Origin of the sequence: Shewanella sp. SM68, from assembly GCF_025653925.1 — a bacterium.
In the GTDB taxonomy this organism is placed as follows: Bacteria; Pseudomonadota; Gammaproteobacteria; order Enterobacterales; family Shewanellaceae; genus Shewanella; species Shewanella oncorhynchi.
The window spans coordinates 421,433-445,027 of the sequence record NZ_JAKKRU010000003.1 but is presented as its reverse complement, the minus strand read 5'-3'; the positions used below and the strand labels follow the sequence as shown (position 1 = coordinate 445,027).

Below are 23,595 nucleotides of genomic sequence, written 5' to 3'. Positions count from 1 at the left end.
AAAATTGTACAGTTTACCGCCACTAAGGCAGAGTTTGACTGACAACTCCTAGGATATTAAGCATGGCTCTGTTATAAACAAAGCCATGCTTTTTTCTTTGGAGCTTATATGGAACTCACGTTACACGAAGCCAGAGTCATCGGATGCCTGCTTGAGAAAGAAATCACCACCCCTGAGCAATATCCACTCTCGCTAAACTCTTTGACCTTAGCCTGCAATCAAAAAACCAGCCGCGAGCCGGTACTCGAACTCAGCGAAACCCAAGTGCAAATCGCCGTTGATTCCCTTAATCGGAAACGTTTAATCAGCGAACAGTCGGGATTTGGCAGCCGCGTCGTTAAATACAAGCACAGATTCTGCAATACCGAATTCAGCGAACTGCAACTGTCCCCCGCCGCACTCGCCATCGTCTGTTTGTTGCTATTACGTGGCCCACAAACGCCGGGAGAATTGCGCACCCGCAGCAATCGCCTACACGAGTTTAAAGACGTGATCGACGTGGAAGATTGCATCCGCCAATTGATGAACCGCGAAAAGCCTTTCTTAAAACAATTGCCCAGAGAAGCCGGCCGCCGCGAATCCCGTTATGTGGAATTATTCTCTGCAGCGTCATCGCACGAAAGTGCTAGCCAATCCCATAGAACAAGTCATACCTTAGCCCATGTCGCTGTGTCTGTAGACGCAGAGCCGCTTGAATTAGTGAACAGAGTGACAGAGCTTGAACAACAAGTCGCCGAACTGACGCAAAAGCTCGATGAATTAATCGCCTCATTGAGCTAATTAGCGATAGATAATGACTGATAAATACCGATGGATAATAAGTGCTATGTGAGCAACATGGCACTTATGGACCAATCCACTGTCTACCCAAGGGTGAGAAACTGAACCGCACCAACATAGTCGCGCCAAGCACCATAGCCCCTGAACCTAGCGCAAAAAAGAATAGAGACAGCACATGACCAATAATCCACCCAGCAGCTTCAACAACGTGTTTATTATCGCCATGTTTGAACTGCGCAAATTTTTATTTAATACCCGCGGGATCATCGCCTTGGTCGCCTTTGGTTTAGTTTGGGGTGTACTTCTGCTTTACCCCATTCAAAGTGCATCGGCCATGTTATTGCAGCCCAATGTAAAAGACATCATTGACAGTTTATTTGGCGCCAATACCCTCAATGTGCTCTTTGAGTGGCCCGTGGCCGAAATGGCGGTGTTTTGGTGCTTTGCGCTGTATTTGTTTCCACTGTTCAGTATTCTTATCGCCGCCGATCAGTTCTCATCGGATAAAACCCGCGGCACGCTGCGCTTTTTAACCATACGCACTAGCCGTGACAGCTTATTGTTCGGGCGTTTTCTCGGCCAAATTCTGATCCAAGGTTTACTGATCCTATTAACGATTATCGCCACTGTCGCCCTCGCGCTCAGCCGCGACAGCCAACTGATTTTATCTGCGTTAACGTCTGGCGCCTTAGTGGGCCTTAACCTCGTCATAGTGATCTTGCCCTACACGGCTGTGATGACTTTATTGTCCCTGTATGCGCGCACGGCACGCCAAGCTATGGTGTTTGCCACCATTTTATGGACAGTGATTTCCATCACTATCGTGGTGTTAGCGAATCAATCTAGCCTACTAGCACAACTCCAGTGGGTATTACCCGGTGCTCAACTGTCGGACATGCTCAATACCAATGGACTCAATAGCTTAGTCTATGCCCCTATTCCACTGTTACAAACCGCTGTGGCCCTCTTGCTCGGCAGAATTTATATGCAAAGGAGCTCGCTATGAGTCTGATCCAATGCCAAGGGCTGTCGAAGCTTTACGGCAGCAAAAAGGCGCTAAATGATGTGAGTTTCAGCCTTGAAGCGGGTGCCCCCATCGCCCTTGTCGGTCCCAATGGCGCGGGTAAAACCACACTTTTTAGCCTGTTATGCGGCTATTTATCACCCAGCTCTGGAACCATAACCCTACTCGGTGAAGCCCCCAATAGCCCTAAGCTCTTAGGCAAGATTGCCGCTTTGCCCCAGGATGCAGTACTCGATCCCAACTTGACGATTGTCAGTCAGTTAATATTTTTCGCTCGCCTGCAGGGCATGAATCTAGAGCAAGCAAAGCAAGAGGCACTGCGCGTGTTGGCCTTGGTCGATCTAATTGATGTTGCCGAGCAAAAACCGCCTAGCCTTAGCCACGGTATGAGTAAACGTGTATCGATTGCGCAGGCGCTGATTGGCTCGCCAGAATTAGTATTATTAGATGAACCGACGGCGGGACTCGATCCTGCCAATGCGAAAAAAGTCCGTGAACTGGTCAAAGCCTTATCACCCACCACGACCTTTATGATCAGCTCCCATAATCTCGATGAGCTCGAAAAGTTGTGCGATCAAGTGTTGTATTTAGATAAAGGCCAACTGAGTCAAGCAGTGTCAATGCATGCGTCGACCGACAGCGATTACCTGACGTTAACCATGCAAAACTGTGACAGCGATGCATTGCAAGCGGAAGTGGCAAAACTGGCGGGAGTGGTGAACATCAGCTCAAAACAAAGCAATGTGTTTATTATCCAGCTAGACGACACAAATACAGAAAAAGCGCACAACAATGATATTGAGATGCGCCTATTCGCCCTCTTCAATCAGCATCAATGGCAATACAAGATGCTGCTGAAAGGTCGCACTCTGGAAGAAACGCTCTTTTCATAGGCAAGCGTTAAAAGGGATTTCTCATCATCCAACGGTTGATTAGTGTTCAATCCATAGCTTAAGCGCAATACAGCTTGCGCTTAAGCCTTTTAACTAAGGTTTTTAACTAAACCTTTCAATAAGCCTTTAAATTAAGTCAGTCACTTCGCCCAGTAAAATCAGCCCACCACTCAATCCGACAAACTTGTTCTTACTTTAGCAACACACAATCACCAAAAGCTTCACAAGCCTGTCAATAAAACACCAATCAACCGCACTGAGCTTGCTATGGCTTTCAATCTCGGGACGAGCTTGTTATAACTCCCCTTCGATTGAACCTAAGCTGACTTCAGAGGTTTCTATGAACAAAGCACAACTTATCCAACGTATTGCCGCCGAGCTCAATGCATCGCAAGCGAGCACTAAACCTGTGGTTGAGCAGATACTGCAACAGATCCACGCCGCCTTGAGCGAAGGCGAGAAAATTTTCCTGCCACAATTTGGCACCTTTGAACTCAGATACCATGTCGCTAAAACAGGGCGTAATCCACAAACGGGCGAAGCCATAGAAATCGACGGTTACAATCAGCCCAGCTTTAAAGCCTCAACCGCATTGAAGCAGCAAATCAATCGCGGCGCTTAGCTTTAATGTGCAGTCACTCATTTGCGAGCATTAATCAGCAGCCTTGATATAAATAAGCCTCAACGTAATGTGAGGCTTATTTTTTTGTCTAAAGACATTAGCGGTAACGCTTAGATGAAAGCATTAAGCCGCTCAGCGGCTAAACATTAGTTAGGCACTGCCTATGCATTAGTCTCAACGCTTTGAAAAAGCGGTGAAGTATTAAGATAATCGGCGGCATTTTCTGCACTGGGATCATCAAGAAAAGGCACACTGCCGAGGAAAGGCGCTGACATCATCTCTTTAAGGCTCGTCAGATTCTCCGCAAACATACTCATATTCGGGTCGACACAATTGGCGACCCAACCTGCAATCTTAAGCCCATCGGCCAGTATTGCCTCTTGAGTGAGCAGCGCGTGATTTAAGCAACCGAGCTTCATGCCTACCACGAGTATCACTGGCAGTTCTAATCTCTGTACCACTTCCGATAAATATCGGCCCTCGCCTAAGGGCAAACGCCAGCCACCCGCACCCTCAATCAGACAAAAATCCGCTTGAGCAAATGCCGCTAAATCCAAACTTTCGATAATGGCTTCAGGTGCTAAACTCACGCCCACTTGGGCGGCAGCAATATGCGGCGCAATCGCAGGTTCAAAGGTAAAAGGATTAATGACAGGATAAGTAAGTTTCAGCGACGATGAAGTCATCAACTGCAGTGCATCGGCATTACGCAAGCCTTCGGAGGTTTGTGCGCAGCCCGAGGCGATGGGCTTAACACCTAAAGTCAACATAGTGTTAGCCGCAAGAATACTCACAGCAGAGTCAGCATTGGCTATGAGCCCTAAACGATTCACAGCGGTTAATAATGCCGCCGAAACCAAAGTCTTACCGCTATCGGTATCTGTACCTGTTACAAAATACATATTAGATCCTTATCTGTTGCTATGAGTTGTGCTTTGTTAAGCCCACTCTCCATAAGCTAAATGTCCATATAGCTAACGATCTCTATACGTAATGTTAAAAATCCAACGTTTTCTAGATATTAGTGCTAATTGATAATGCCATGACTAAAGGCATAATATGTGAACTTTAAAACCTACGCCGAGCACGTATTTGAACTATCTGGTAGGTTAAAGGCAAACCTTGGGGTAAACGTAGCGATTCAGCTTTGGCCTGCATGGCCTGCCAATCTTGACGACCACGCAGCCGTGGAGTGAATTCTGAAGCACTCACTGTTGAACCTGAAACCCGAGTTGTTGAACTGGCGACATGTACAGAAGCCCCCACACCTTTAATTGAATAGAGTAGTGCCTTAAGAGTGTCAAAATACACTGTCATAGGGACGAGTTGCACTTCAAGTAATTGCCATGTATCGAGTTTAAATGCAGCCTTGAGTGCTTGCATCGTCGAAAAGTCATTCACTCTTAACCCTAATTCAGCTAATTGATTCAAACTCCCCTGCGCTACGAGGCTCAAATGACACTCACCGTTCGGCTTAAGTACCCGCGCCATTTCGGCTACCGCAGCAGGAAAATCAGCACACCATTGCAGGGCTAGATTAGAGTAAATAACATCCATGCAGCCATTGGTAAAAGGTAAACACTGCGCATCGGCACATACGCCGAGATAATCGGGATAAGACTGTTTTAGCTTTTGTAGCATGCCAAGGGCAATATCCACGGCAAATACAGTTGTGGATGAATTTTGCGTAGAGAGATCCGCTGGTTGAGAGACACTGTGGTACCCAGAAAAATCCGTCCCAGGGCCAGCCCCTATGTCTAACAGATAACCTGCTGCCAAAAACTCACTGAGTAAACTGGCAGCGCTCAGGCGTTGTAATTGATTATGATCTTGGTAACTATGGGCCGCTGCGGAAAAACGTTCAGCAATTTGAGTCCCGTGCACATTGGACACAGTCCCCGCGAGAACGCCCCCATAAGAAACGCCCGCATTAAGCTCACTCAGCTTAAGATCGCAAGAAATAAACTTGTTTGACTCATGAGCAAACTCACTACAGCTTGGATCACTAGACTTTATCAGGCTTGGCATTTTAACTAACACTCAACCATAAAAACTTAACATTCAATAAAATAACGCGATCTATAGGGTACATTTATCTGTACTCATAGGCAGATTCTCGTTCACTGACAAGCGGGATACCAACACGACTGAGCACTTGGGCTAATTGCTCAACACAAACAGCAATATCTTCAGGGCTATGGGTCGCCGTTAAGGTAATGCGTAACCGCGCCGACCCTACAGGCACCGTTGGCGGGCGAATCGCCCCAACCCAAATGCCCGCGGCTCTTAACGCTTCGGCGACTTGCAGGGTTTGCTGCGCATCGCCAATGATCAACGGCTGAATTGCGGTATCCGAACCTAAAAGGGGCACGGCAGCATCGAGGCATAACTGTTTGAATAGCGAAATATTCTCAAGCAGCTTTTGCTGTAACTCAGGATGTGCAGTACAGTACCGAGTCGCAGCTAACGCTAATGCGGCATTGGCGGGCGATAAGGCGGTCGAATAAATATATTCACGGGCATTACTGACCAAAAAGTCGATCAGCGCCTGACTCCCCAAAACCGCTGCGCCTTGGCAACCTAATGCCTTACCAAAGGTCACCACTTGCACATCGATAAGCTTGGCGGCTTTATCTCTTACATCACTATTTTGATAGCCATCGAGCACCGCAAAACCATGGGCATCATCAACAATCAACCAAGTATTCTGTTGACGACAAAGCGCCGATAACTGCGTGATCGGCGCACAATCCCCGTCCATGCTAAACACGCTTTCTGTGATTAACGCCGATGCGTGATTTCGAGTCAGAAGCCGCTCAGCGCTCTCAAGCGAATTGTGTAAAAAACGTTTAAGCTGCGCGCCACTATCTTGTAAACCATCGATAATTGAGGCGTGCACAAGTTTATCGGCAATCACAGTATCTTGCTGATCAAACAAGGTTTTCATTAACGCAGTATTGGCACTAAAGCCCGAACAGAATAGTAATCCCGCTTCATGCCCCGTTAAGGCGCAGAGTTCACGTTCAAGTGTGACATGCGCATCACTGTACCCTGTCACTAAGGGCGATGCGCCGCTACCCACACCGTAGGTCTGCGCCCCAAGGTGCAGCGCTTCAACCAACTCAGGAACGCGGGATAAGCCTAAATAATCATTACTGCTAAAATTAACATAGGATCGCCCTTCGAACACAAAGCGCGGGCTCGAAGTGGGTGCATTAACATCAAAGCTGTGATCAACACTCAGCATTTTACGTTGCCGTAATAAACCTTGCTCACGTAAGGCTTGCTGACGGGCGGCAATTTTCATCTCGAGCAGAGAACTCATCGATTTAGCCTCAAGAATGATTGTCTTAAAAATGCTGCTTGAAAAATGGAGTGCGGCCAATAAAGCTATCGGCCGCAATCAAAATAGGCTGCAGCCAACAAGGTTTACAGGCTATTCGACCTGTTTGTCGGACAACATGCACTCAGTGATATTACAAAGCACCCGCGTCATAGAATTGTGCCGATGACTTATCTTGATAGGCCGCCGCTTTTGCTAAAACAGCACTTTCTTCTTCCAGTTTTGCCGCTGCGCCCTGCTCGGGACGTAAGCCTAAACGTCGAAATAGCCCCATATCATCGCTTTCTTCTGGGTTTGGTGTGGTCAGCAATTTACAACCATAGAAAATCGAGTTAGCGCCGGCAAAGAAACACATGGCCTGCAGCTCATCACTCATATTTTCGCGGCCTGCCGATAACCGCACGCGGGAAAGCGGCATTAAGATACGCGCCACGGCGATAGTACGCACAAATTCGAGTGGGTCTAGGTCGTCAAGCTTCTCAAACGGCGTGCCCGCCACTTTAACTAACATATTGATCGGCACTGAATCAGGATGCTGCGGTAAATTAGTCAGCTGTTGTAGTAAACCTGCGCGATCCGTCGCCTTTTCACCCATGCCGACAATCCCGCCCGAGCACACTTTCATGCCAGAAGCGCGCACATGTGTCAGTGTATCTAAACGATTTTGATAGGTACGTGTCGTGATCACATCGCCGTAATATTCAGGCGAAGTATCTAAATTATGGTTGTAATAATCTAAGCCAGCACTGGCTAAATCGTTCGCTTGATCTTCAGACAGCATGCCAAGCGTCATACAGGTTTCCATACCTAAGGCTTTAACTTCTTGCACCATTTGTTTAAGGTACGGCATGTCTTTTTCTTTTGGATTACGCCAAGCAGCGCCCATGCAAAAACGAGAGGCACCCGCAGCTTTAGCACTGCGTGCCTCGGTCAGCACAGTTTCCATTGCCAGCAAACGCTCTTTCTCTAGACCTGTGTCATAGCGAGCACTCTGCGGGCAATATTTACAATCCTCAGGGCAAGCACCGGTTTTAATCGATAATAAACGGCTAATTTGCACTTCATTAGGATCGTATACCTCACGGTGAATACTGTGGGCTTTAAATAATAAGTCATTCATCGGCAGCGCAAATAAGGCTTCGATTTCTTCCCGCTTCCAATCATGACGAACTTGCAACTGCGACATTGAACACCCTTTTTATTCTGTTTTTTATCTTGGCTAGGATAACCTCAGCCCTTAAACTGTCAACGCCAACCAGTGAACCCAGTTTACTAATGGCTACTTTATCACCAAAAAGTGAGCTTTTATGCGCAATTTACTCGATTTTGACTTTGATAGCGCCCATATTTGGCATCCTTACACCTCAATGACCCGATCTCTTCCTGTTTTTGGTGTACATAGTGCAAAGGGCTGCGAGCTTGAACTCGTCGATGGCCGCAAGTTGGTCGATGGTACTAGCTCGTGGTGGGCCTGTGTGCACGGCTATGCACATCCCAAGATATTAACCGCGATGGAAAAACAGTTGCATCAACTGAGCCATGTGATGTTTGGCGGTATCACCCATGAACCCGCCATTGAACTGTGTAAAAAACTTATCGCTATGACCTGCGAACCGCTGACAAAGGTCTTTTTGTGCGACTCTGGATCTATCTCAGTCGAAGTGGCAATTAAAATGGCGCTGCAATATTGGCAAGGTCAGAGTTGGCAAGGGCAAAGTGTACATGGAGAAGAGCGACCGCTAAAACAACGCATTCTTACCGTTAAGAAGGGTTACCACGGCGATACCTTTGCCGCGATGAGCGTATGCGATCCCGAAGGCGGCATGCACACTATGTTTGGCGATGCAGTAACCAAGCAATCATTTGTGCCCGCGCCACAAACCGCCTTTGGCAAAGCCTTACAAGCCGATGATTTAACCGCAATGCGCGACATATTAAGCATTAATCACCATAATATTGCCGCAGTGATTATAGAGCCGATAATGCAAGGCGCTGGCGGTATGCGTTTCTACAGCGCAGATTATTTAACGGGTCTTCGTGCCCTATGTGATGAATTTGATGTCCTGCTGATCTTAGATGAAATAGCCACTGGCTTTGGTCGAACAGGCAAGCTTTTTGCCTATGAACACGCCCATATTACCCCTGATATCTTATGTTTAGGCAAAGCGCTGACTGGCGGTTATATCAGCCTAGCGGCAACGCTATGTACCGATAAAGTTGCCCAAGGAATCAGCCAATCTCCCGCTGGCGTGTTTATGCATGGTCCGACATTTATGGGCAACCCGCTGGCCTGCGCGGCGGCGTGTGCGAGCTTAGACTTAATCAATCGCAATGAATGGCAAGCGCAAGTGGCCGCTATCGAGCAGCAAATGCGCGTTGAACTTAAGGATGCGATTGACTTACCCAGTGTTAAAGACGTGCGAGTGCTCGGCGCAGTGGGCGTGTTAGAGATGCACGAACCCGTCAATACCGCTGATTTACAGCAGCAATTTGTCGATTTAGGCGTCTGGGTGCGTCCCTTCGCCAACCTTATCTATATCATGCCGCCCTATATCATTAGCTCAGCACAATTAAGCCAACTCACCAGTGCGATGAAGCAAGTCGCAGCAGGTATTAGCGCGGTATCAAAAAATCTCGAGCCGCAACTTATCAGCCACGGTTGATGCTTTAACACTTGACCATCTTTTAGCTTAACGCTCTTTCAACTCAATAAGCCTTTAACGTCGAATAAACGAACCCCTGCGCACTGTGCGCTAAGGGTTCGAACGGCTTGGCTTATATCAGACTCAGCAGCCCTTCCCTTGTTCGAATCTCGCATCCTCTCGATAGATAAACGCGCTAAGGTTGCAATTGCAATATTGCTCACAATTTCCATTAAAACTCTGTAATTTAGCGCATTTATTTAATCCGCCAACTGGAAATTTTATCAAAGCCAACGATGCTTATATCACTCACTTTACACAACATATCTTTCGCCAAAAGCTGACAACAACTTGAGCAGAGGGAATGGCTTAAATCGCTACACAAAGAAAAGGAGATCATATGTTCAAACTCGCTGACATCCCCGTTAATCGAAAACTCGCACTACAGCTCATTATCGCCCTCGCAGGTGCCTTAATTTTACTCACTATTTCCGTCACAGCCCTCAAGCACAACCTGATGGCAGAGCGTGAAGCACGACTTAATGCCGTATTGTCCCTCGCCAGCAGCCGTATCCAAGCGTTGTCGCAATCACTGCCCCTAGAGCAAGCACAGCAAGCCGCTAAAGACATGTTGAACGACATGCGTTTTGATGGTGATAACTACTTGTTTGTGATTGATGAATCGAGGCACGTTATCGTTCATCCCATCAAAAAAGAACTGGTTGGCCAACAAATGGGTAATCGAGGCGAAGAGAATTATTGGTTCGAAATGGTCGAACTCGGCCGTGATGGCAAACAAGGATTAGTCGAATACCGCTGGACGACGGCGAATGGCAAATCAGCGCAGAAAATCTCACTTGTCATGGGATTTAAACCTTGGGGCTGGATCTTAGGCTCAGGTATGTTACTCCAAGATATCGAAGCCACCATTTGGAATGAATACCTCACCATGGGAGGCATTACATTTGTCATTATTGTGCTTATGGCTTGGCTAGGTTATGCCATTAGCCGCTCTATTACTCAGCCATTGGATGATGTGAATCTGGCTATGCTCGCCATCACAAAAGGTGATTTAACGACTCAGCTAAAAATCTATGGTAAAGATGAACTTGGCATCTTAGCCCACAATATAAACCAAAGCATAGACTCCATTCGTAGCACTTTACTTCAAGCGAGTCATAGCGCTGACAATGTTGCACAGGCCTCGGCTCGTATCGCCTCAACTGCAGAGGAAACTAATCAAGCGGTAAATAATCAGCGGGATCAACTCGCCCAACTTGCCACCGCCATGAATGAAATGAGCGCCACTATCGCCGATGTCGCGAATAATGCGGAGAGCACAGCCAAAGATACCAAAGAAGCCACTTGGGAAGCTGGCCTTGGCGACCAAGATGTTCACGCCAGCGTAGATGGTATTCATGCACTTGCCAAAGAAGTGGAGCAAGCGACGGATCAAGTAAATATGCTTAAAGAGGAAGTCATGCAGATCAGCGAGGTCACCTCTGTTATCAGCGCGATTTCAGACCAAACCAACTTGCTGGCACTGAATGCGGCAATTGAAGCCGCCCGCGCTGGCGAGCAAGGGCGAGGGTTCGCTGTAGTCGCCGATGAAGTGAGGCAACTTGCCAGTCGCACTAGGCAATCGACCGAAGAAATTCAAAACACGATTTCATTATTGCAACAACGGGCCGTGAGCGCCGCTAAGGCAATGGATGCAAGCCGTGCACTGGCAGAAAACAGTGTGAGTCAATCAGCAAAAGCGGGTAAGGATTTATCGCTTATCGTTGCTCATATAAAACATGTGAGTGACATGGCAACCCATATCGCCACCGCCGCAGAAGAACAAAGTGTGGTCGCAGAAGACATGAACAGAAACGTGTGCGGGATTAATAACTCAGCGCTCGAAGTCTCTGAATCGGCGACTTATTTGGCTCAAGAAAGTGAAAGTTTGGCCGAATTATCACTGAATTTAAACAATAAACTGGCCGTATTCAAACTCTAGTCATGTATTTAGTTACACCCACAAACCTGTGTCAAACCGTTTAGCCAAGATAAGCCGCATAAAAAATTGCGCGATTATCTTGGCATTTCGATAAACGTACCGACGTCACTAAACTCATGTTACCTAGCACGTATACCAAGCTTATTTTACCAAGCTAGAAATCAAGGCACGTAGCGCGGCAGGTTTTATCATTTTCGCCATATAGTGATAGCCGCGGCGTTGCACATCTTCCACCAACTCTTTGCGGGTATTAGCGGTGATCAAAATACCGGGTAAATCTTGTCCATAAAGCGCGCGAATACCGTCCATCGCATCGACGCCATTTTGGCCATCATCTAAATGGTAATCCGCGAGCACAATATCAGGCGCGACGCCTTTCAGTCCTAGTTTAATGCGTGCATCGGATAAATCTTTTGCACAGATAACCTCACACTGCCAGCGGCTTAATAGGCTTTCTAATCCAGCTAAAATGGCCTCTTCGTTGTCGATACACAACACTTTGATACCCGATAACGGCTGCAGCAGCGACGGTAACGCCTTCACTTGTGGCTGACGCACAGTTTCTCCAAGCGGTACACAAATGGAGAAGACCGAGCCGCGCCCTAAATGGGACGAAACCTGAATACCGTGTTCTAACACTTTACTGATGCGATCAGCAATCGCCAGACCTAAGCCCAAGCCGCTAACATTGTTGCTCTTAGGATTATTCAACCGCTTAAATTCTTTGAAAATTTCTTGGGTTTCTTTCTCATCAATACCACAACCCGTGTCTAACACTTGGATCTCAAGGTAATGACCGCGATAGCGACAACCAAACAAGACTCTGCCACCGCGAGCATAACGGTAAGCATTAGTTAAAAAGTTTTGCAGGACACGCCTTAACAGCGAAGGATCAGAATTAACGGTTGCGCTGCATGGGACCATCTTAAAACGAATTTGGTTATCCGCCGCCATCGCTTCAAATTCAACGGATAAGCCATTGATCAGTTCTGAAATCGCAAAGTCACGGCGATTGACATCCACCATACCTGAGTCGAGTTTAGAAATATCCAATAGGTCGGTGAGCAACTCGCCGGCAATTTTTAGCGAGCTATTCACATGGGATAAGGTGGTTCTGGCCTCACGATCTAGATTGGGATACTGAGATAACGACGCAGTAAACAGCCGCGCGGCATTAAGCGGCTGCATTAAATCATGGCCGACGGCGGCCAAGAAGCGACTCTTAGAAGCATTAGCGATTTCTTCCTGCGCTTTAGCCTCCAGTAACTCACTGTTCAACATGGCTAATTCATAGGTTCGCTCATTAACGCGGCTTTCTAAGGTTTCATTGGCTTCGAGCAGCGCGCGCTCCTGTTCGCGATACTGAGTAATGTCGGTAAAGGTCATCACAAAGCCGCCATCTGGCATAGGATTGCCTTGAATTTTAATCACTTTGCCGTCTCTGCGATGGCGCTCAGAAGTGTGCGGTGTGCCATTACGCATATGCTGCACCCGCTGCTCAACCTGCTGTTCTATTTCCCCTTCACCACAATAACCCCGCGCCGCATTAAAGCGGATCACTTCACTGATGGGCATGCCCTGCTGCAAAAATCCATCGGGATATTGATACAACTCCACATATTTGTAATTCCATGCCACAAGATTGAGATCGTTATCGATAACACTCATACCTTCATAGGCATGCTCAATCGCGCCGCGCAACATGTCTTGACTGAGCATGATTTTCGATGAGGCTTCATCGACCAGACTAAAGACTTCATCCAGCGCTAAATCGCGCCCTTGCAGCACGGAATCCATCACCAGCGCTGCGCTTGAAGCGCCAAGCACCCCCGCCAATAAACGTTCAGTGTGGGAAATCAATTCCGGCGGCGCCGCTTTATGCCAACTATCACTTTTTACCGCATCAATCGAGAAACGGCTAAAACTCTCATAGGCGCGTGTTGGGCTAACGAAACGACTCGCCAGTATCAGTAAGTCCTGCTGTGAAATCGGACCATTTTTCTTATTGGCGCTGTTTTTCAATTTGCCAGGGCTCACAAAAGCACTGGCCTGAATACGCTCAGCCACACCCGCTCTAAACCAAATAGAACCCAAAATATAACAGGCAATATTGGCAAAAAGAGCCGTCAGCGCATCACGCACATTAGGCGTTATCGCATCTAGCAGGCCTTTCTCGCTCGCGACACTAGACAAGAACGCCGATGAACTTTGCACATCTGTCATGCCCTGCAACATGATGTAGAACCACAGCGAAAAGCCCACGCCGAGCCCTAAAAATACCCCAGCACGATTGCCGTGTTTCCAATAGAGTCCACCGACTAAAGCTGGCGCGAGTTGGGCAAACGCACCAAAAGACAACATGCCTAAATGGGACAAGGAATCACTGTCTGATAATGCCAAATAGCTGCCATAGCCTAAGCCCAGAATAATCACGATGGCTAAGCGGCGGGCATTAAGTAACAGGTGCGAGAACTGACTGAAGTTTTTCTCGCGGATATGGCCTGTGCGCAGCATCACTGGCACCAGCCATTCGTTACTTACCATCACACTGATAGTCACCACCGCCACTATCACCATGCCAGTTGCCGCCGAAAGTGTGCCAAGTAATGCAATCACCGCCAGCAAAGGTTGATCTAACGCCAGCGGTAAATTAATCACATAGGTATCGGCCGACACTGAATCGCCGAGGATGATCTTCCCCGCCAAGGCGAGCGGTCCAACGAATAAACCGAAAAGTGCTAAATAAATGGGAAACAGCCAACGCCCTTTTGACAACACGGACTCATCGGCGCATTCCACCACCATTACATGGAACTGCCTTGGCATACATAAAAAGGCCGCCATTCCGACGAGTAACTCAGGCATTAAAGCTTCAATACGTGGATTGGGATAATTAATTAGTGACTGCGCATTGGCCTGCTGCCAAATATCCCCAAAACCATCGAACACTCCGAAACTGATGACGATGCCGACCAACAAAAATGCGGCAAGTTTCACCAGAGACTCAAAGGCAATCGCAAGCATCATGCCGGGATTATGCTCAGTCGCATCGAGTTTGCGAGTACCAAATAAAATGGCAAATATGGCTAACAGCGAAGTGATCAGTAACGGAATCGTCACGCCATCGAGGGGATCGTCTGCGGGTTGAAACAAATTAAGGCTGAACACCATCGCCTTAAGCTGCAGGGCGATATAGGGCATGATACCAAACAAGGCGATTAAGGTGACTAAGGCGGCTAAAGTTTGAGATTTGCCATAACGGGCAGCAATAAAGTCGGCCACAGAGGTGATATTTTGCGCCTTAGACACTAATACCATCTTGCGTAACATGCCAAAACCTAAAGTAAAAATCAGAATAGGGCCGATAAAAATCGGTAAGAAAGACCAAAAATCCTTAGCCGATTGCCCAACTGTGCCTAAAAAACTCCACGAGGAGCAATAAACCGCTAAGCTCAGACCATAGATCACGACCTGAAGCTTTTTAGTGATCTGAGTAAACCAACGCTCCGCCCCCCAAGCCAATAGGAATAAAAGCGAGACATAACAGACGGCAATAACGGCGACGACTAAGGTTAAATTCATACTTTGCTCTTTTTTCTGATTATTGTGCGATAAAACCTGTCTAAAATCTAGCCGGATTTTTAATGCAACAGACTAAATATAAAGGAAAATTTAACACTAGACCAAGGTCTAATGGAGTTGCCGCCCCCTTGCATACCATACTCAGTCCACGCAATTTTTCAAAAGGGAAGCCCTATGAGCTCGCAGTCTCTCTACAAAGTCTCCGGCAATATCGCTGCCAATGCACTTGTAAACAACGATAAATATAAAACAATGTACCAAGAGTCGATTGTCAATCCTGAAGGTTTCTGGAGAGAACACGGCAAGCGTATTGATTGGATTAAACCTTATACCAAAATTAAAAAAACCTCTTTTGATGACCATAACTTATCGATCAATTGGTTTTACGATGGCACCCTGAATGCTTCAGCCAACTGTTTAGACCGTCACTTAGCCGAGCACAGTGATCGCGTGGCGATTATTTGGGAAGGCGATAACGCCAGCGAACAACGCAAAATCACCTACGGTGAATTACATGCAGATGTGTGTAAGTTTGCCAACGCACTGCGCAGCCAAGGCGTGCGCCGCGGGGATATAGTCACAATTTACATGCCTATGGTGCCAGAAGCCGCAGTCGCTATGCTTGCCTGTGCCCGTATCGGCGCTGTGCACTCTGTGGTCTTCGGTGGTTTCTCACCGGATTCAATCGCCTCTCGCGTCATTGACGGTAAATCCAAAGTCATCATTACCTCCGATGAAGGTATGCGCGGTGGCCGTGCAATTCCATTAAAGCGCAATATCGATGATGCCTTAAAGCACCCTGATGTCACTACTATTGAAAAAGTTATAGTGCTGAAGCGTACTGGTGGCAAAGTAGATTGGGTAGAAGACCGTGATGTGTGGTGGCATTCACTGATGGAAACCGCATCAGAGCACTGCCAACCAGAAGAAATGGACGCCGAAGCACCGTTATTCTTGCTTTATACCTCAGGTTCAACTGGTAATCCCAAGGGCGTATTGCACACCACTGGCGGCTACATGGTTTATGCGTCTATGACCCATGAATATGTGTTCGACTACAAAGCGGGTGAAGTGTACTGGTGTACCGCAGATGTGGGTTGGATCACTGGCCACTCTTACATGGTTTACGGCCCCCTCGCCAATGGTGCGACTGTGCTTATCCATGAAGGTGTGCCGAATCATCCAAGCCCTGCCCGTTTAGGCGAAATGATTGACCGCCATAAAGTGAACATTCTATATACAGCGCCAACCTTAATTCGCGCGCTGATGGCCGAAGGTAAACAACACTTCGATAAGTTCGATGGTAGCAGCTTGAGGATCATGGGCTCGGTAGGCGAACCTATCAACCCAGAAGCATGGCGTTGGTACCATGAAGTCATAGGTCATGAGCATTGCCCTATCGTCGATACTTGGTGGCAAACTGAAACGGGCGGCATTTTGATCACGCCACTGCCAGGCGCGACCGATACTAAACCCGGCTCAGCTACCCGTCCGTTCTTTGGCGTTCAACCCGCCTTAGTGGATAACATGGGGAATATTTTAGAAGGTGAGAACGAAGGTAACTTAGTGTTACTCGATTCTTGGCCGGGCCAAATGCGTACTGTGTATGGCGACCATGAACGATTTGTACTGACCTACTTTAAAACCTTCCGTGGCATGTATTTTACCGGTGACGGCGCACGCCGTGATGAAGATGGCTACTACTGGATCACTGGCCGCGTCGATGACGTAATCAACGTATCCGGCCACAGATTAGGTACAGCAGAGGTTGAAAGTGCGCTGGTATCACACGAACTGGTTGCCGAGGCTGCAGTAGTTGGCTACCCACATGATATTAAAGGCCAAGGTATTTATGCGTATGTCACGCTAACCCGCGGCACTGAAGAAACCGAAGAGCTACGTCAAGAGCTGCGTCAATGGGTTCGTAAAGAAATTGGTGCGCTGGCAACGCCAGATCTCATCCAATGGGCGACGGGCTTACCTAAGACTCGTTCGGGCAAGATCATGCGCCGCTTCCTGCGTAAGATTGCCGCTAACGAAGTGACTAACTTAGGGGATGCATCAACCTTGGCAGATCCAGCTGTGATCGAGACCTTGATTGAATCACGCTTAAATCGTACTGAGTAATATCCGAGTTAAGAATAACGTCCACAACGCTTAGTCTATGCCCAATAGGCTAAGCGTAACCTGAACCTCCCTTTTTAAACCTCAGGTTAAAAGTGAACCCTGTTGAGAGAGTGTGTGTGATTGCTCCTTTCTCTAGCTTGCCCCTCCAACCAGGGGCATTTTTTTTGCCTGTTATGTTAAGCTTGCAGCCTCACTTTTATTCAGCATAGATTTTTTATCAGCGTGTCAGTCAAACTCAGAGACTATCAACAGCAAGCGGTTAATGCCGCCATCGCCCATTTTAGGCAAAGCCAAGCTTCCGCCGTACTCGTATTACCCACAGGCGCGGGCAAAAGCATAGTGATCGCCGAACTGGCGCGCATCGCCAAAGGCAGAGTCTTAGTGCTCACCCATGTGAAAGAATTAGTTGCACAAAATGCAGAGAAAGTCGGTTTACTGACAACCGAAGCCAGTATTTATGCGGCGGGACTCAATCAAAAAGCCACCGACGGAAAAACCGTCGTTGCCAGTATTCAATCGGCAGCGCGGGGATTAACGCAGTTCGATCAGCCGTTCTCGTTAGTCATTATTGATGAATGCCACAGAGTCAGCCTAGAAAAAACCAGCCAATATCAGCAAGTACTCAAGCATTTACGCACGAAAAATCCCCAATTAAGATTGCTCGGTCTCACCGCCACGCCCTATCGCCTTGGCACTGGCTGGATTTATCAGCAACACTATCACGGCAAAGTAGGGTCTCCCGAACATGCCGTGTTCGAACATTGTGTGTTCGAGCTGCCCATAAGGCCGCTCATTAAGCAAGGTTACCTCACAGCGCCAACCCTGTTTGATGGCCTAAGTGCCCAGTACGACTTCAGCCAACTTAAAGCAAACGAGAATGGCGAATATGCCGAAGCCGAGGTTAACGATTTACTGGGACATTACGGCCGCGCGACCACTGCGATTGTGAAACAACTCATTGAACTGAGCCAACATAGAAAAGGTATTATCATTTTTGCGGCAACGGTACGTCACGCCAATGAGATTTTTAACATACTCAACCAAGCTCACGCTGCGCAGAGCGCCATTATCACGGCACAAACGCACGACAATGAACGTGACGCGACGATTGAACGCTTTAAAGCCCAAGAGCTTAAGTTTTTAGTCAACGTGGCTGTGTTGACGACAGGCTTCGACGCGCCCCATGTGGATTTGATTGCTATTTTGCGCCCTACCGCTTCAGTCAGTCTGTTTCAACAAATGATCGGCCGTGGATTGCGAATCGCTGAAGGCAAAAAAGATTGTCTTATCATCGACTATGCTGCCAATGGTTATGACTTGTATTTCCCTGAGGTCGGCCAAGCGAAACCCAACAGTAAATCGGTCCCCGTGCAAGTGCATTGCCCAGTATGCGATTTTGCCAATATATTCTGGGGACTCACGGACGACGATGGCGACATTATCGAACACTTTGGTCGCCGCTGTCAGGGCATAGTCGAACAGCAAGGTAAAAAGCTGCAGTGCGACTTTCGATTTAGATCTAAATCTTGCCCTGATTGCGGCAAAGAGAATGATATCGCGGCGCGCATTTGCCAGCACTGCCAATCGACCCTCATCGATCCCGATAAACGCCTACGCCAAGTGCTCAGCCAGCAGCACCATCATTTATTCCGCTGCCAGCATATGAGCCTCATCGACGATGACGGCAATCTGAAAGTGCAGTACCTTGATATCGACGGTAATGAATTCAATCGCCGCTTTAAATTACAAACGCCGGCCCAGTGGCGAGCCCTATATGCCTTATTCATCTTTCCCCATAGCCGTACACCGGGATTAAAACCGAAAAAGTACACTAAGGTGACAGAGTTAATCAGCGATGCGGATAAATTCCGCATGCCCGATCTCTTGCTGCTGAAGAAACATAAAAAAGGCTGGGATCTGCTCGAAAGCTATTTTGATTATCAAGGTCGCTATCAAACTGAAAATAAACGCGGCTGACATTATCAATTCACTTAGGCCTATGGTATAAAACGACTAAAGTAATCCTAAGGAGCTATTATGTTCGTTGTTATTTTTGGCCGTCCAGGCTGTCCTTATTGCGTTCGTGCTGTGCAATTATCTGAGCAACTCGTTGAAAAACGTGATGACTTTAAGTTCAGATATGTCGATATCCATGCAGAAGGCATCTCTAAAGCAGATTTAGAAAAAACTGTCGGTAAGCCAGTTGAAACAGTACCGCAGATTTTTGTCGATGAGAAGCACATCGGTGGGTGCACAGATTTCGAGCAATATGTTCGTGAAAACAATCTGTTAGATTAAGCGCTATAGATATGTGATCCGCTTAATGCAAAAGGAGACCTAAGGTCTCCTTTTTAGTCTTTATCACAACCCTGTGGGATTAGAGCTTTCCATAAGATAGTGCTCGGTATAAAACTGCCTAGAAAGCCCCCCTGAATCCAGCGCACCGTTGTCATCATCACTGCACATAATGTCAGCTTTAATATAATCACCAAACTCAAGATACGTTTCTTTTTAAAGATGCAGCATTAGTCGAACTTGCTAATGCCAATAATTATGTTAGAAAAATATTTTGCAGTGGAATAAGTAAAATGAAGATATTAAATTCGGTACTCAGTATTGGAGTTTAACGAGGGACATTCAGGAGGAAATTTGAGAGAGATACAGCTGAAAAAATAAGTGGTGGGTCGTGAAGGATTCGAACCTTCGACCAATTGGTTAAAAGCCAACTGCTCTACCGACTGAGCTAACGACCCATCTAGTGTTGCACTGATTTATGCACTTTCAGTAAAGTGGTGTGTCATTAAGGATTAGAACCATTCGACTGATTGGTTAAAAGCCAACTGCCCTCGCTTTATAAAAAAAGCGACTGAGCTAACGACTAATCTAAGTATTGCGATAAAACGATTCACTTAGTGTGGCATTCATAATGCAGATAATAAGTGGTGGGTCGTGAAGGATTCGAACCTTCGACCAATTGGTTAAAAGCCAACTGCTCTACCGACTGAGCTAACGACCCATCGAGGTATAACGCTGATTTATGCACTTTCAGTAAAGTGGTGTGTCATTAAGGATTAGAACCATTCGACTGATTGGTTAAAAGCCAACTGCCCTCGCTTTATAAAAAAAGCGACTGAGCTAACGACCCATCTGGTGTTGCGCTGATTTATACACTTTCAGTAAAGTGGTGGGTCGTGAAGGATTCGAACCTTCGACCAATTGGTTAAAAGCCAACTGCTCTACCGACTGAGCTAACGACCCATCGAGGTATAACGCTCATTTATGCACTTTCAGTAAAGTGGTGGGTCGTGAAGGATTCGAACCTTCGACCAATTGGTTAAAAGCCAACTGCTCTACCGACTGAGCTAACGACCCATCTGGTGTTGCGCTGATTTATACACTTTCAGTAAAGTGGTGGGTCGTGAAGGATTCGAACCTTCGACCAATTGGTTAAAAGCCAACTGCTCTACCGACTGAGCTAACGACCCATCTAGGTATTACGATAAAAATGTTCACTTATTTTGGCATCAACAATGCGAATAATAAGTGGTGGGTCGTGAAGGATTCGAACCTTCGACCAATTGGTTAAAAGCCAACTGCTCTACCGACTGAGCTAACGACCCATTGTACTACTAACTATCTCACTAAATACCACTAACTTATTCTATTCATTAGAGTAAGTGGTGGGTCGTGAAGGATTCGAACCTTCGACCAATTGGTTAAAAGCCAACTGCTCTACCGACTGAGCTAACGACCCATTTACTGGTATTTCACGCCCCGAACGACCTCGCCGCTCTGAGGGCGCCTATAATACCTTTTTCATCTTCTCATGCAAGCGCAAATTCCCAATTTTTTGTCGTTTGCATGAAAAACAGACTAAGAGTATGTTTTTTAGTTAATTACGCTTTAATTGCAGCCAGTTGCTGCTGTGCAATGCGTGCTGCGGCGCTGTTTGCGTAATCTTTGACAACTTGTTGGTAGTATTGCATCGCACCAGCTTTATCACCGGTTTTCTCGGCGATCATGCCAAGCTTCACTAAACTATCGCCACGTTTATTAGAATCACTAAAACGATCAACCACAGTTTTGAAGGCTTGTTTGGCTTCTGCAAATTCGCTCTTATTAAATAATAGCTGTCCTAACCAATAGTTCGCATTCGCAGCATACACAGAGTCTGGATATTGTTTGATAAAAGCACGGAAGGCAGGAATAGCATCGTCATACTTACGCTCTTTTAAGACTAAGTTAACGGCATTTTCATAACTTGCAGTTTCACTTAAACTACTTGCGGCAGCATTGGTCGATACCACAGAGGGGATTGATGTCGCTGCAGCTGCAGGTGCGGCAGATGCCTTTGAGGATAAATTAGCAAGCTCATCATATAACTGACGCTGACGCTCTTGCATCTGCTCAATCTGATAATTCTGTTGTTCGGTTAAACCGCGTAAATCGAGAACTTCCTGCTGCAGTGTATCAAGACGACGTTGCATCTCGAGCTCACTTTGTTGTCTCGATTTTACAATACGTTCGATACGAGCAAGTCTGTCATCACCCGAACCACCAGCAATATCTTCCACAGGAGCAGGCGCTGCAACTGCAGCGCCCGCACCAAGGAACATTGCCGTAATTAAGACGGCACGTTTCATTGTGTTACTCTCCGAGATTCAATCTTAGTAAACTAAAACTGCACGACGGTTTTTGCCAAAACCTTCATCAGTGCGAGAAAAATCAAGTGGTTTTTCTTCGCCATAGCTGACTACGCTCATTTGGCTTGGCTGTACGCCCATACCTTGTAGGTATTTAGCAACGGCTTTAGCACGACGTTCGCCCAGAGCAATGTTGTACTCAGGAGTGCCACGCTCGTCCGCATGACCTTCAATCAGTACGCGCACACTTGGGTGCTCAACTAAGTAAGTACCATGAGCTTCTAATACAGCGGCGAATTCAGTTTGAACTTCACTGCGGTCGAAATCGAAGTAAATGATGTGTTCTTTTCTCAACTCTTCTAACTGCTGACGTTGCTGCTCTTCAGATGACAACATAGCACCCACACCACCAGTTTGAATGCCACCATTCAGTTCGCTACCTGAACCGTTTGTTGAGCCCATTGCATCAGTTTCTGATTCTGAAGTTGAGCTACATGCACTAATAGCCATAATTGGAAGTGCTACCAACATAGCTTTTAACAACTTATTCAGATCCATTACGTGTTCCTTATAAAATTAAATGTGATTAAATCAAGGTATAACATTAGAGAAACGGAGACCAAGAAGGTGATTTCACCTCGCCTTGACCCACGGGTAATCTCGCTTTAAAGCGTCCATCCGTAGAAACAGCTGCTAATACTTGCTTACCTTGGTGTGTAGTGCCATATATGACCATAGTACCATTAGGCGCCACACTTGGGGATTCATCCAAGCGTGTAGAGGTTAGCACCTGCATAAAACGCGTATTTAAATCCATACGCGCAATATTAAACTTACCGTTAGTACGGTTAACAAAAATCATACTACGCCCATCTGGCGTAATTGAACCGCCAAGGTTCCATTCACCTTCAAATGTTTCACGACTCACTTTACCTGAACTTAACTCTACGCGATAAATTTGCGGTCTACCACCACGTTCAGAGGTGAAAATCAACGACTTCCCATCAGGATACCATGATGGTTCAGTATCGATAGCATAGTGATTGGTAATACGCTTAATCGCTTTTGTCGCAATATCGATAACATAGATCTCAGGCTGACCGTCCTTAGACAGCGTCACAGCCAAAGATTTGCCATCAGGAGAGAAGGCCGGCGCACCGTTAATACCTGGGAAAGAGCTCACTTTAGTGCGCACTTGGGTATAAAGGTCTTGTACGAAAATCTCTGCTTTTTTATTTTCAAAGCTAACATACGCCAAACGACGCCCATCAGGCGACCAAGTAGGTGACATTAATGGCTCAGGTGAGCGCAGTAACATTTGCTCGTTAAAACCATCATAGTCCGCAACCATCAACTGATAAGGTGCTTTTTGAGTATGATTGACCACGACGTAGGAGATCCGCGTTAAGAATGCACCGCGAATACCGGTTAACTTTTCATAGACGATATCGCTAATTCTATGACCATATTGACGAAATTGCGCTGCTGAAATCACAGTTTGGCGACTGTCCATCAAAAATTCTGTAGCACTGACTGAGCCTTTCAATGCTTGGTTTTGTGCTTTAACTAAATCGATTAAATCAAAGCTCACCAAATACTGATCGGTTCCGTAAGGTTTCACAGTACCTAACACCACAGCTTCTGCGCCAACGCTAGACCATGAACTAGGTTGAAACTGAGCCAAAGCACCAATATTACGCTGAGGTAGTCCGAGCTCGTCTAAAGGTTTAAAGGTACCGCTACGAGCTAAGTCAGACATCACCACATCAGCAATCGCTTGTGGCGGTGCGCCAGGACCTTGCCATACAAAAGGCATCACAGCGATGGGACGCGCTGCGTCAACACCTTCTGTGATCACAATATCCAATGCCGCTTTCGCGGGGGTGGTGCACAGCATAACTGCCAGTGCTAACCATTTTGCCAATATTTTCATGGTG

General features: G+C 46.9%; 17 protein-coding genes and 8 tRNA genes. 9 read left to right on the top strand and 16 right to left on the bottom strand.

Annotated features, from left to right (window positions below; genetic code table 11):
- Positions 1 to 108 precede the first annotated feature (108 nt).
- The 4 genes from L5M40_RS07550 to L5M40_RS07535 all read left to right on the top strand — a co-directional run bounded on the left by L5M40_RS07550 (position 109) and on the right by L5M40_RS07535 (position 3,319).
- Positions 109 to 780, top strand: a complete 672-nt coding sequence (locus L5M40_RS07550) for a YceH family protein (protein WP_263256474.1) — start codon at positions 109 to 111, stop codon at positions 778 to 780.
- 175 nt (positions 781 to 955) lie between these two features.
- Complete coding sequence (locus tag L5M40_RS07545) at positions 956 to 1,786, top strand: ABC transporter permease subunit (protein WP_263256473.1); 831 nt, start codon at positions 956 to 958, stop codon at positions 1,784 to 1,786.
- A complete protein-coding gene (locus tag L5M40_RS07540; RefSeq protein WP_263256472.1) occupies positions 1,783 to 2,697 on the top strand; it encodes an ABC transporter ATP-binding protein in 915 nt (304 codons plus the stop codon). Before L5M40_RS07545 ends, L5M40_RS07540 begins: the two co-directional genes overlap by 4 nt.
- A gap of 322 nt (positions 2,698 to 3,019) precedes the next feature.
- On the top strand, positions 3,020 to 3,319 hold the full coding sequence (locus L5M40_RS07535) for an HU family DNA-binding protein (protein ID WP_263205702.1): 300 nt from the start codon (positions 3,020 to 3,022) through the stop codon (positions 3,317 to 3,319).
- 161 nt (positions 3,320 to 3,480) lie between these two features.
- On the opposite strand, the gene bioD is transcribed toward L5M40_RS07535, so the two are convergent.
- From bioD to bioB, 4 genes are all read right to left on the bottom strand, one after another.
- Positions 3,481 to 4,221, bottom strand: a complete 741-nt coding sequence (gene bioD / locus L5M40_RS07530) for a dethiobiotin synthase (RefSeq protein WP_263205517.1) — start codon at positions 4,219 to 4,221, stop codon at positions 3,481 to 3,483.
- 166 nt (positions 4,222 to 4,387) lie between these two features.
- Entirely contained in the window at positions 4,388 to 5,347 is a 960-nt protein-coding gene (locus tag L5M40_RS07525; protein WP_263205519.1) for a methyltransferase domain-containing protein, read from the bottom strand.
- Between the two features lie 64 nt (positions 5,348 to 5,411).
- Positions 5,412 to 6,644, bottom strand: coding sequence for an aminotransferase class I/II-fold pyridoxal phosphate-dependent enzyme (locus L5M40_RS07520; protein WP_263256471.1), 1,233 nt, complete (start codon positions 6,642 to 6,644; stop codon positions 5,412 to 5,414).
- Positions 6,645 to 6,795: 151 nt separating this feature from the next.
- Positions 6,796 to 7,848, bottom strand: coding sequence for a biotin synthase BioB (bioB, locus tag L5M40_RS07515; protein ID WP_263177323.1), 1,053 nt, complete (start codon positions 7,846 to 7,848; stop codon positions 6,796 to 6,798).
- 121 nt (positions 7,849 to 7,969) lie between these two features.
- On the opposite strand from bioB, the gene bioA reads away from it, so the two are divergent.
- Both bioA and L5M40_RS07505 read left to right on the top strand, forming a co-directional pair.
- Positions 7,970 to 9,325 (top strand): adenosylmethionine--8-amino-7-oxononanoate transaminase, encoded by a 1,356-nt coding sequence (bioA, locus tag L5M40_RS07510; protein WP_263177324.1) that lies wholly within the window; start codon positions 7,970 to 7,972, stop codon positions 9,323 to 9,325.
- Positions 9,326 to 9,704: 379 nt separating this feature from the next.
- Positions 9,705 to 11,306 (top strand): methyl-accepting chemotaxis protein, encoded by a 1,602-nt coding sequence (locus tag L5M40_RS07505; protein ID WP_173496542.1) that lies wholly within the window; start codon positions 9,705 to 9,707, stop codon positions 11,304 to 11,306.
- Positions 11,307 to 11,447: 141 nt separating this feature from the next.
- On the opposite strand, the gene L5M40_RS07500 is transcribed toward L5M40_RS07505, so the two are convergent.
- On the bottom strand, positions 11,448 to 14,888 hold the full coding sequence (locus tag L5M40_RS07500; RefSeq protein WP_168823909.1) for a PAS domain-containing hybrid sensor histidine kinase/response regulator: 3,441 nt from the start codon (positions 14,886 to 14,888) through the stop codon (positions 11,448 to 11,450).
- A 174-nt stretch (positions 14,889 to 15,062) separates the two neighbouring features.
- On the opposite strand from L5M40_RS07500, the gene acs reads away from it, so the two are divergent.
- The 3 genes from acs to L5M40_RS07485 all read left to right on the top strand — a co-directional run bounded on the left by acs (position 15,063) and on the right by L5M40_RS07485 (position 19,313).
- On the top strand, positions 15,063 to 17,015 hold the full coding sequence (acs, locus tag L5M40_RS07495; RefSeq protein ID WP_263177326.1) for an acetate--CoA ligase: 1,953 nt from the start codon (positions 15,063 to 15,065) through the stop codon (positions 17,013 to 17,015).
- Between the two features lie 222 nt (positions 17,016 to 17,237).
- Positions 17,238 to 18,992 carry a DEAD/DEAH box helicase gene (locus tag L5M40_RS07490; protein ID WP_263177327.1) on the top strand — a complete coding sequence of 585 codons (1,755 nt, stop codon included), beginning with the start codon at positions 17,238 to 17,240 and terminating at the stop codon, positions 18,990 to 18,992.
- Positions 18,993 to 19,052: 60 nt separating this feature from the next.
- Complete coding sequence (locus L5M40_RS07485; protein WP_028760344.1) at positions 19,053 to 19,313, top strand: GrxA family glutaredoxin; 261 nt, start codon at positions 19,053 to 19,055, stop codon at positions 19,311 to 19,313.
- 379 nt (positions 19,314 to 19,692) lie between these two features.
- Here the strand turns inward: L5M40_RS07485 and L5M40_RS07475 are convergent.
- The 11 genes from L5M40_RS07475 to tolB all read right to left on the bottom strand — a co-directional run bounded on the left by L5M40_RS07475 (position 19,693) and on the right by tolB (position 23,591).
- A tRNA-Lys gene (locus L5M40_RS07475) sits at positions 19,693 to 19,768 on the bottom strand.
- Positions 19,769 to 19,955: 187 nt separating this feature from the next.
- Positions 19,956 to 20,031, bottom strand: a tRNA-Lys gene (locus L5M40_RS07470).
- A 38-nt stretch (positions 20,032 to 20,069) separates the two neighbouring features.
- Positions 20,070 to 20,160: transfer RNA gene (locus L5M40_RS07465), tRNA-Lys, on the bottom strand.
- A 37-nt stretch (positions 20,161 to 20,197) separates the two neighbouring features.
- Positions 20,198 to 20,273: transfer RNA gene (locus tag L5M40_RS07460), tRNA-Lys, on the bottom strand.
- A gap of 38 nt (positions 20,274 to 20,311) precedes the next feature.
- Positions 20,312 to 20,387 (bottom strand) — tRNA-Lys (locus L5M40_RS07455).
- Positions 20,388 to 20,424: 37 nt separating this feature from the next.
- A tRNA-Lys gene (locus L5M40_RS07450) sits at positions 20,425 to 20,500 on the bottom strand.
- A gap of 59 nt (positions 20,501 to 20,559) precedes the next feature.
- Positions 20,560 to 20,635, bottom strand: a tRNA-Lys gene (locus tag L5M40_RS07445).
- A 58-nt stretch (positions 20,636 to 20,693) separates the two neighbouring features.
- Positions 20,694 to 20,769: transfer RNA gene (locus tag L5M40_RS07440), tRNA-Lys, on the bottom strand.
- Between the two features lie 142 nt (positions 20,770 to 20,911).
- A complete protein-coding gene (gene ybgF, locus L5M40_RS07435; protein WP_028760345.1) occupies positions 20,912 to 21,658 on the bottom strand; it encodes a tol-pal system protein YbgF in 747 nt (248 codons plus the stop codon).
- Positions 21,659 to 21,682: 24 nt separating this feature from the next.
- Complete coding sequence (gene pal, locus L5M40_RS07430) at positions 21,683 to 22,216, bottom strand: peptidoglycan-associated lipoprotein Pal (protein WP_028760346.1); 534 nt, start codon at positions 22,214 to 22,216, stop codon at positions 21,683 to 21,685.
- A gap of 46 nt (positions 22,217 to 22,262) precedes the next feature.
- Positions 22,263 to 23,591 (bottom strand): Tol-Pal system beta propeller repeat protein TolB, encoded by a 1,329-nt coding sequence (tolB, locus tag L5M40_RS07425; protein ID WP_219234548.1) that lies wholly within the window; start codon positions 23,589 to 23,591, stop codon positions 22,263 to 22,265.
- Positions 23,592 to 23,595 lie beyond the last annotated feature (4 nt).

Excerpts from the sequence above, each read along its gene's own strand:
- L5M40_RS07550 (WP_263256474.1), top strand. The coding sequence starts at position 109 with ATGGAACTCACGTTACACGAAGCCAGAGTCATCGGATGCCTGCTTGAG.
- L5M40_RS07545 (WP_263256473.1), top strand. The coding sequence starts at position 956 with ATGACCAATAATCCACCCAGCAGCTTCAACAACGTGTTTATTATCGCC.
- L5M40_RS07540 (WP_263256472.1), top strand. The coding sequence starts at position 1,783 with ATGAGTCTGATCCAATGCCAAGGGCTGTCGAAGCTTTACGGCAGCAAA.
- bioD (WP_263205517.1), bottom strand. The coding sequence starts at position 4,221 with ATGTATTTTGTAACAGGTACAGATACCGATAGCGGTAAGACTTTGGTT.
- L5M40_RS07525 (WP_263205519.1), bottom strand. The coding sequence starts at position 5,347 with ATGCCAAGCCTGATAAAGTCTAGTGATCCAAGCTGTAGTGAGTTTGCT.
- L5M40_RS07520 (WP_263256471.1), bottom strand. The coding sequence starts at position 6,644 with ATGAGTTCTCTGCTCGAGATGAAAATTGCCGCCCGTCAGCAAGCCTTA.
- bioB (WP_263177323.1), bottom strand. The coding sequence starts at position 7,848 with ATGTCGCAGTTGCAAGTTCGTCATGATTGGAAGCGGGAAGAAATCGAA.
- bioA (WP_263177324.1), top strand. The coding sequence starts at position 7,970 with ATGCGCAATTTACTCGATTTTGACTTTGATAGCGCCCATATTTGGCAT.
- L5M40_RS07505 (WP_173496542.1), top strand. The coding sequence starts at position 9,705 with ATGTTCAAACTCGCTGACATCCCCGTTAATCGAAAACTCGCACTACAG.
- L5M40_RS07500 (WP_168823909.1), bottom strand. The coding sequence starts at position 14,888 with ATGAATTTAACCTTAGTCGTCGCCGTTATTGCCGTCTGTTATGTCTCG.
- acs (WP_263177326.1), top strand. The coding sequence starts at position 15,063 with ATGAGCTCGCAGTCTCTCTACAAAGTCTCCGGCAATATCGCTGCCAAT.
- L5M40_RS07485 (WP_028760344.1), top strand. The coding sequence starts at position 19,053 with ATGTTCGTTGTTATTTTTGGCCGTCCAGGCTGTCCTTATTGCGTTCGT.
- ybgF (WP_028760345.1), bottom strand. The coding sequence starts at position 21,658 with ATGAAACGTGCCGTCTTAATTACGGCAATGTTCCTTGGTGCGGGCGCT.
- pal (WP_028760346.1), bottom strand. The coding sequence starts at position 22,216 with ATGGATCTGAATAAGTTGTTAAAAGCTATGTTGGTAGCACTTCCAATT.
- tolB (WP_219234548.1), bottom strand. The coding sequence starts at position 23,591 with ATGAAAATATTGGCAAAATGGTTAGCACTGGCAGTTATGCTGTGCACC.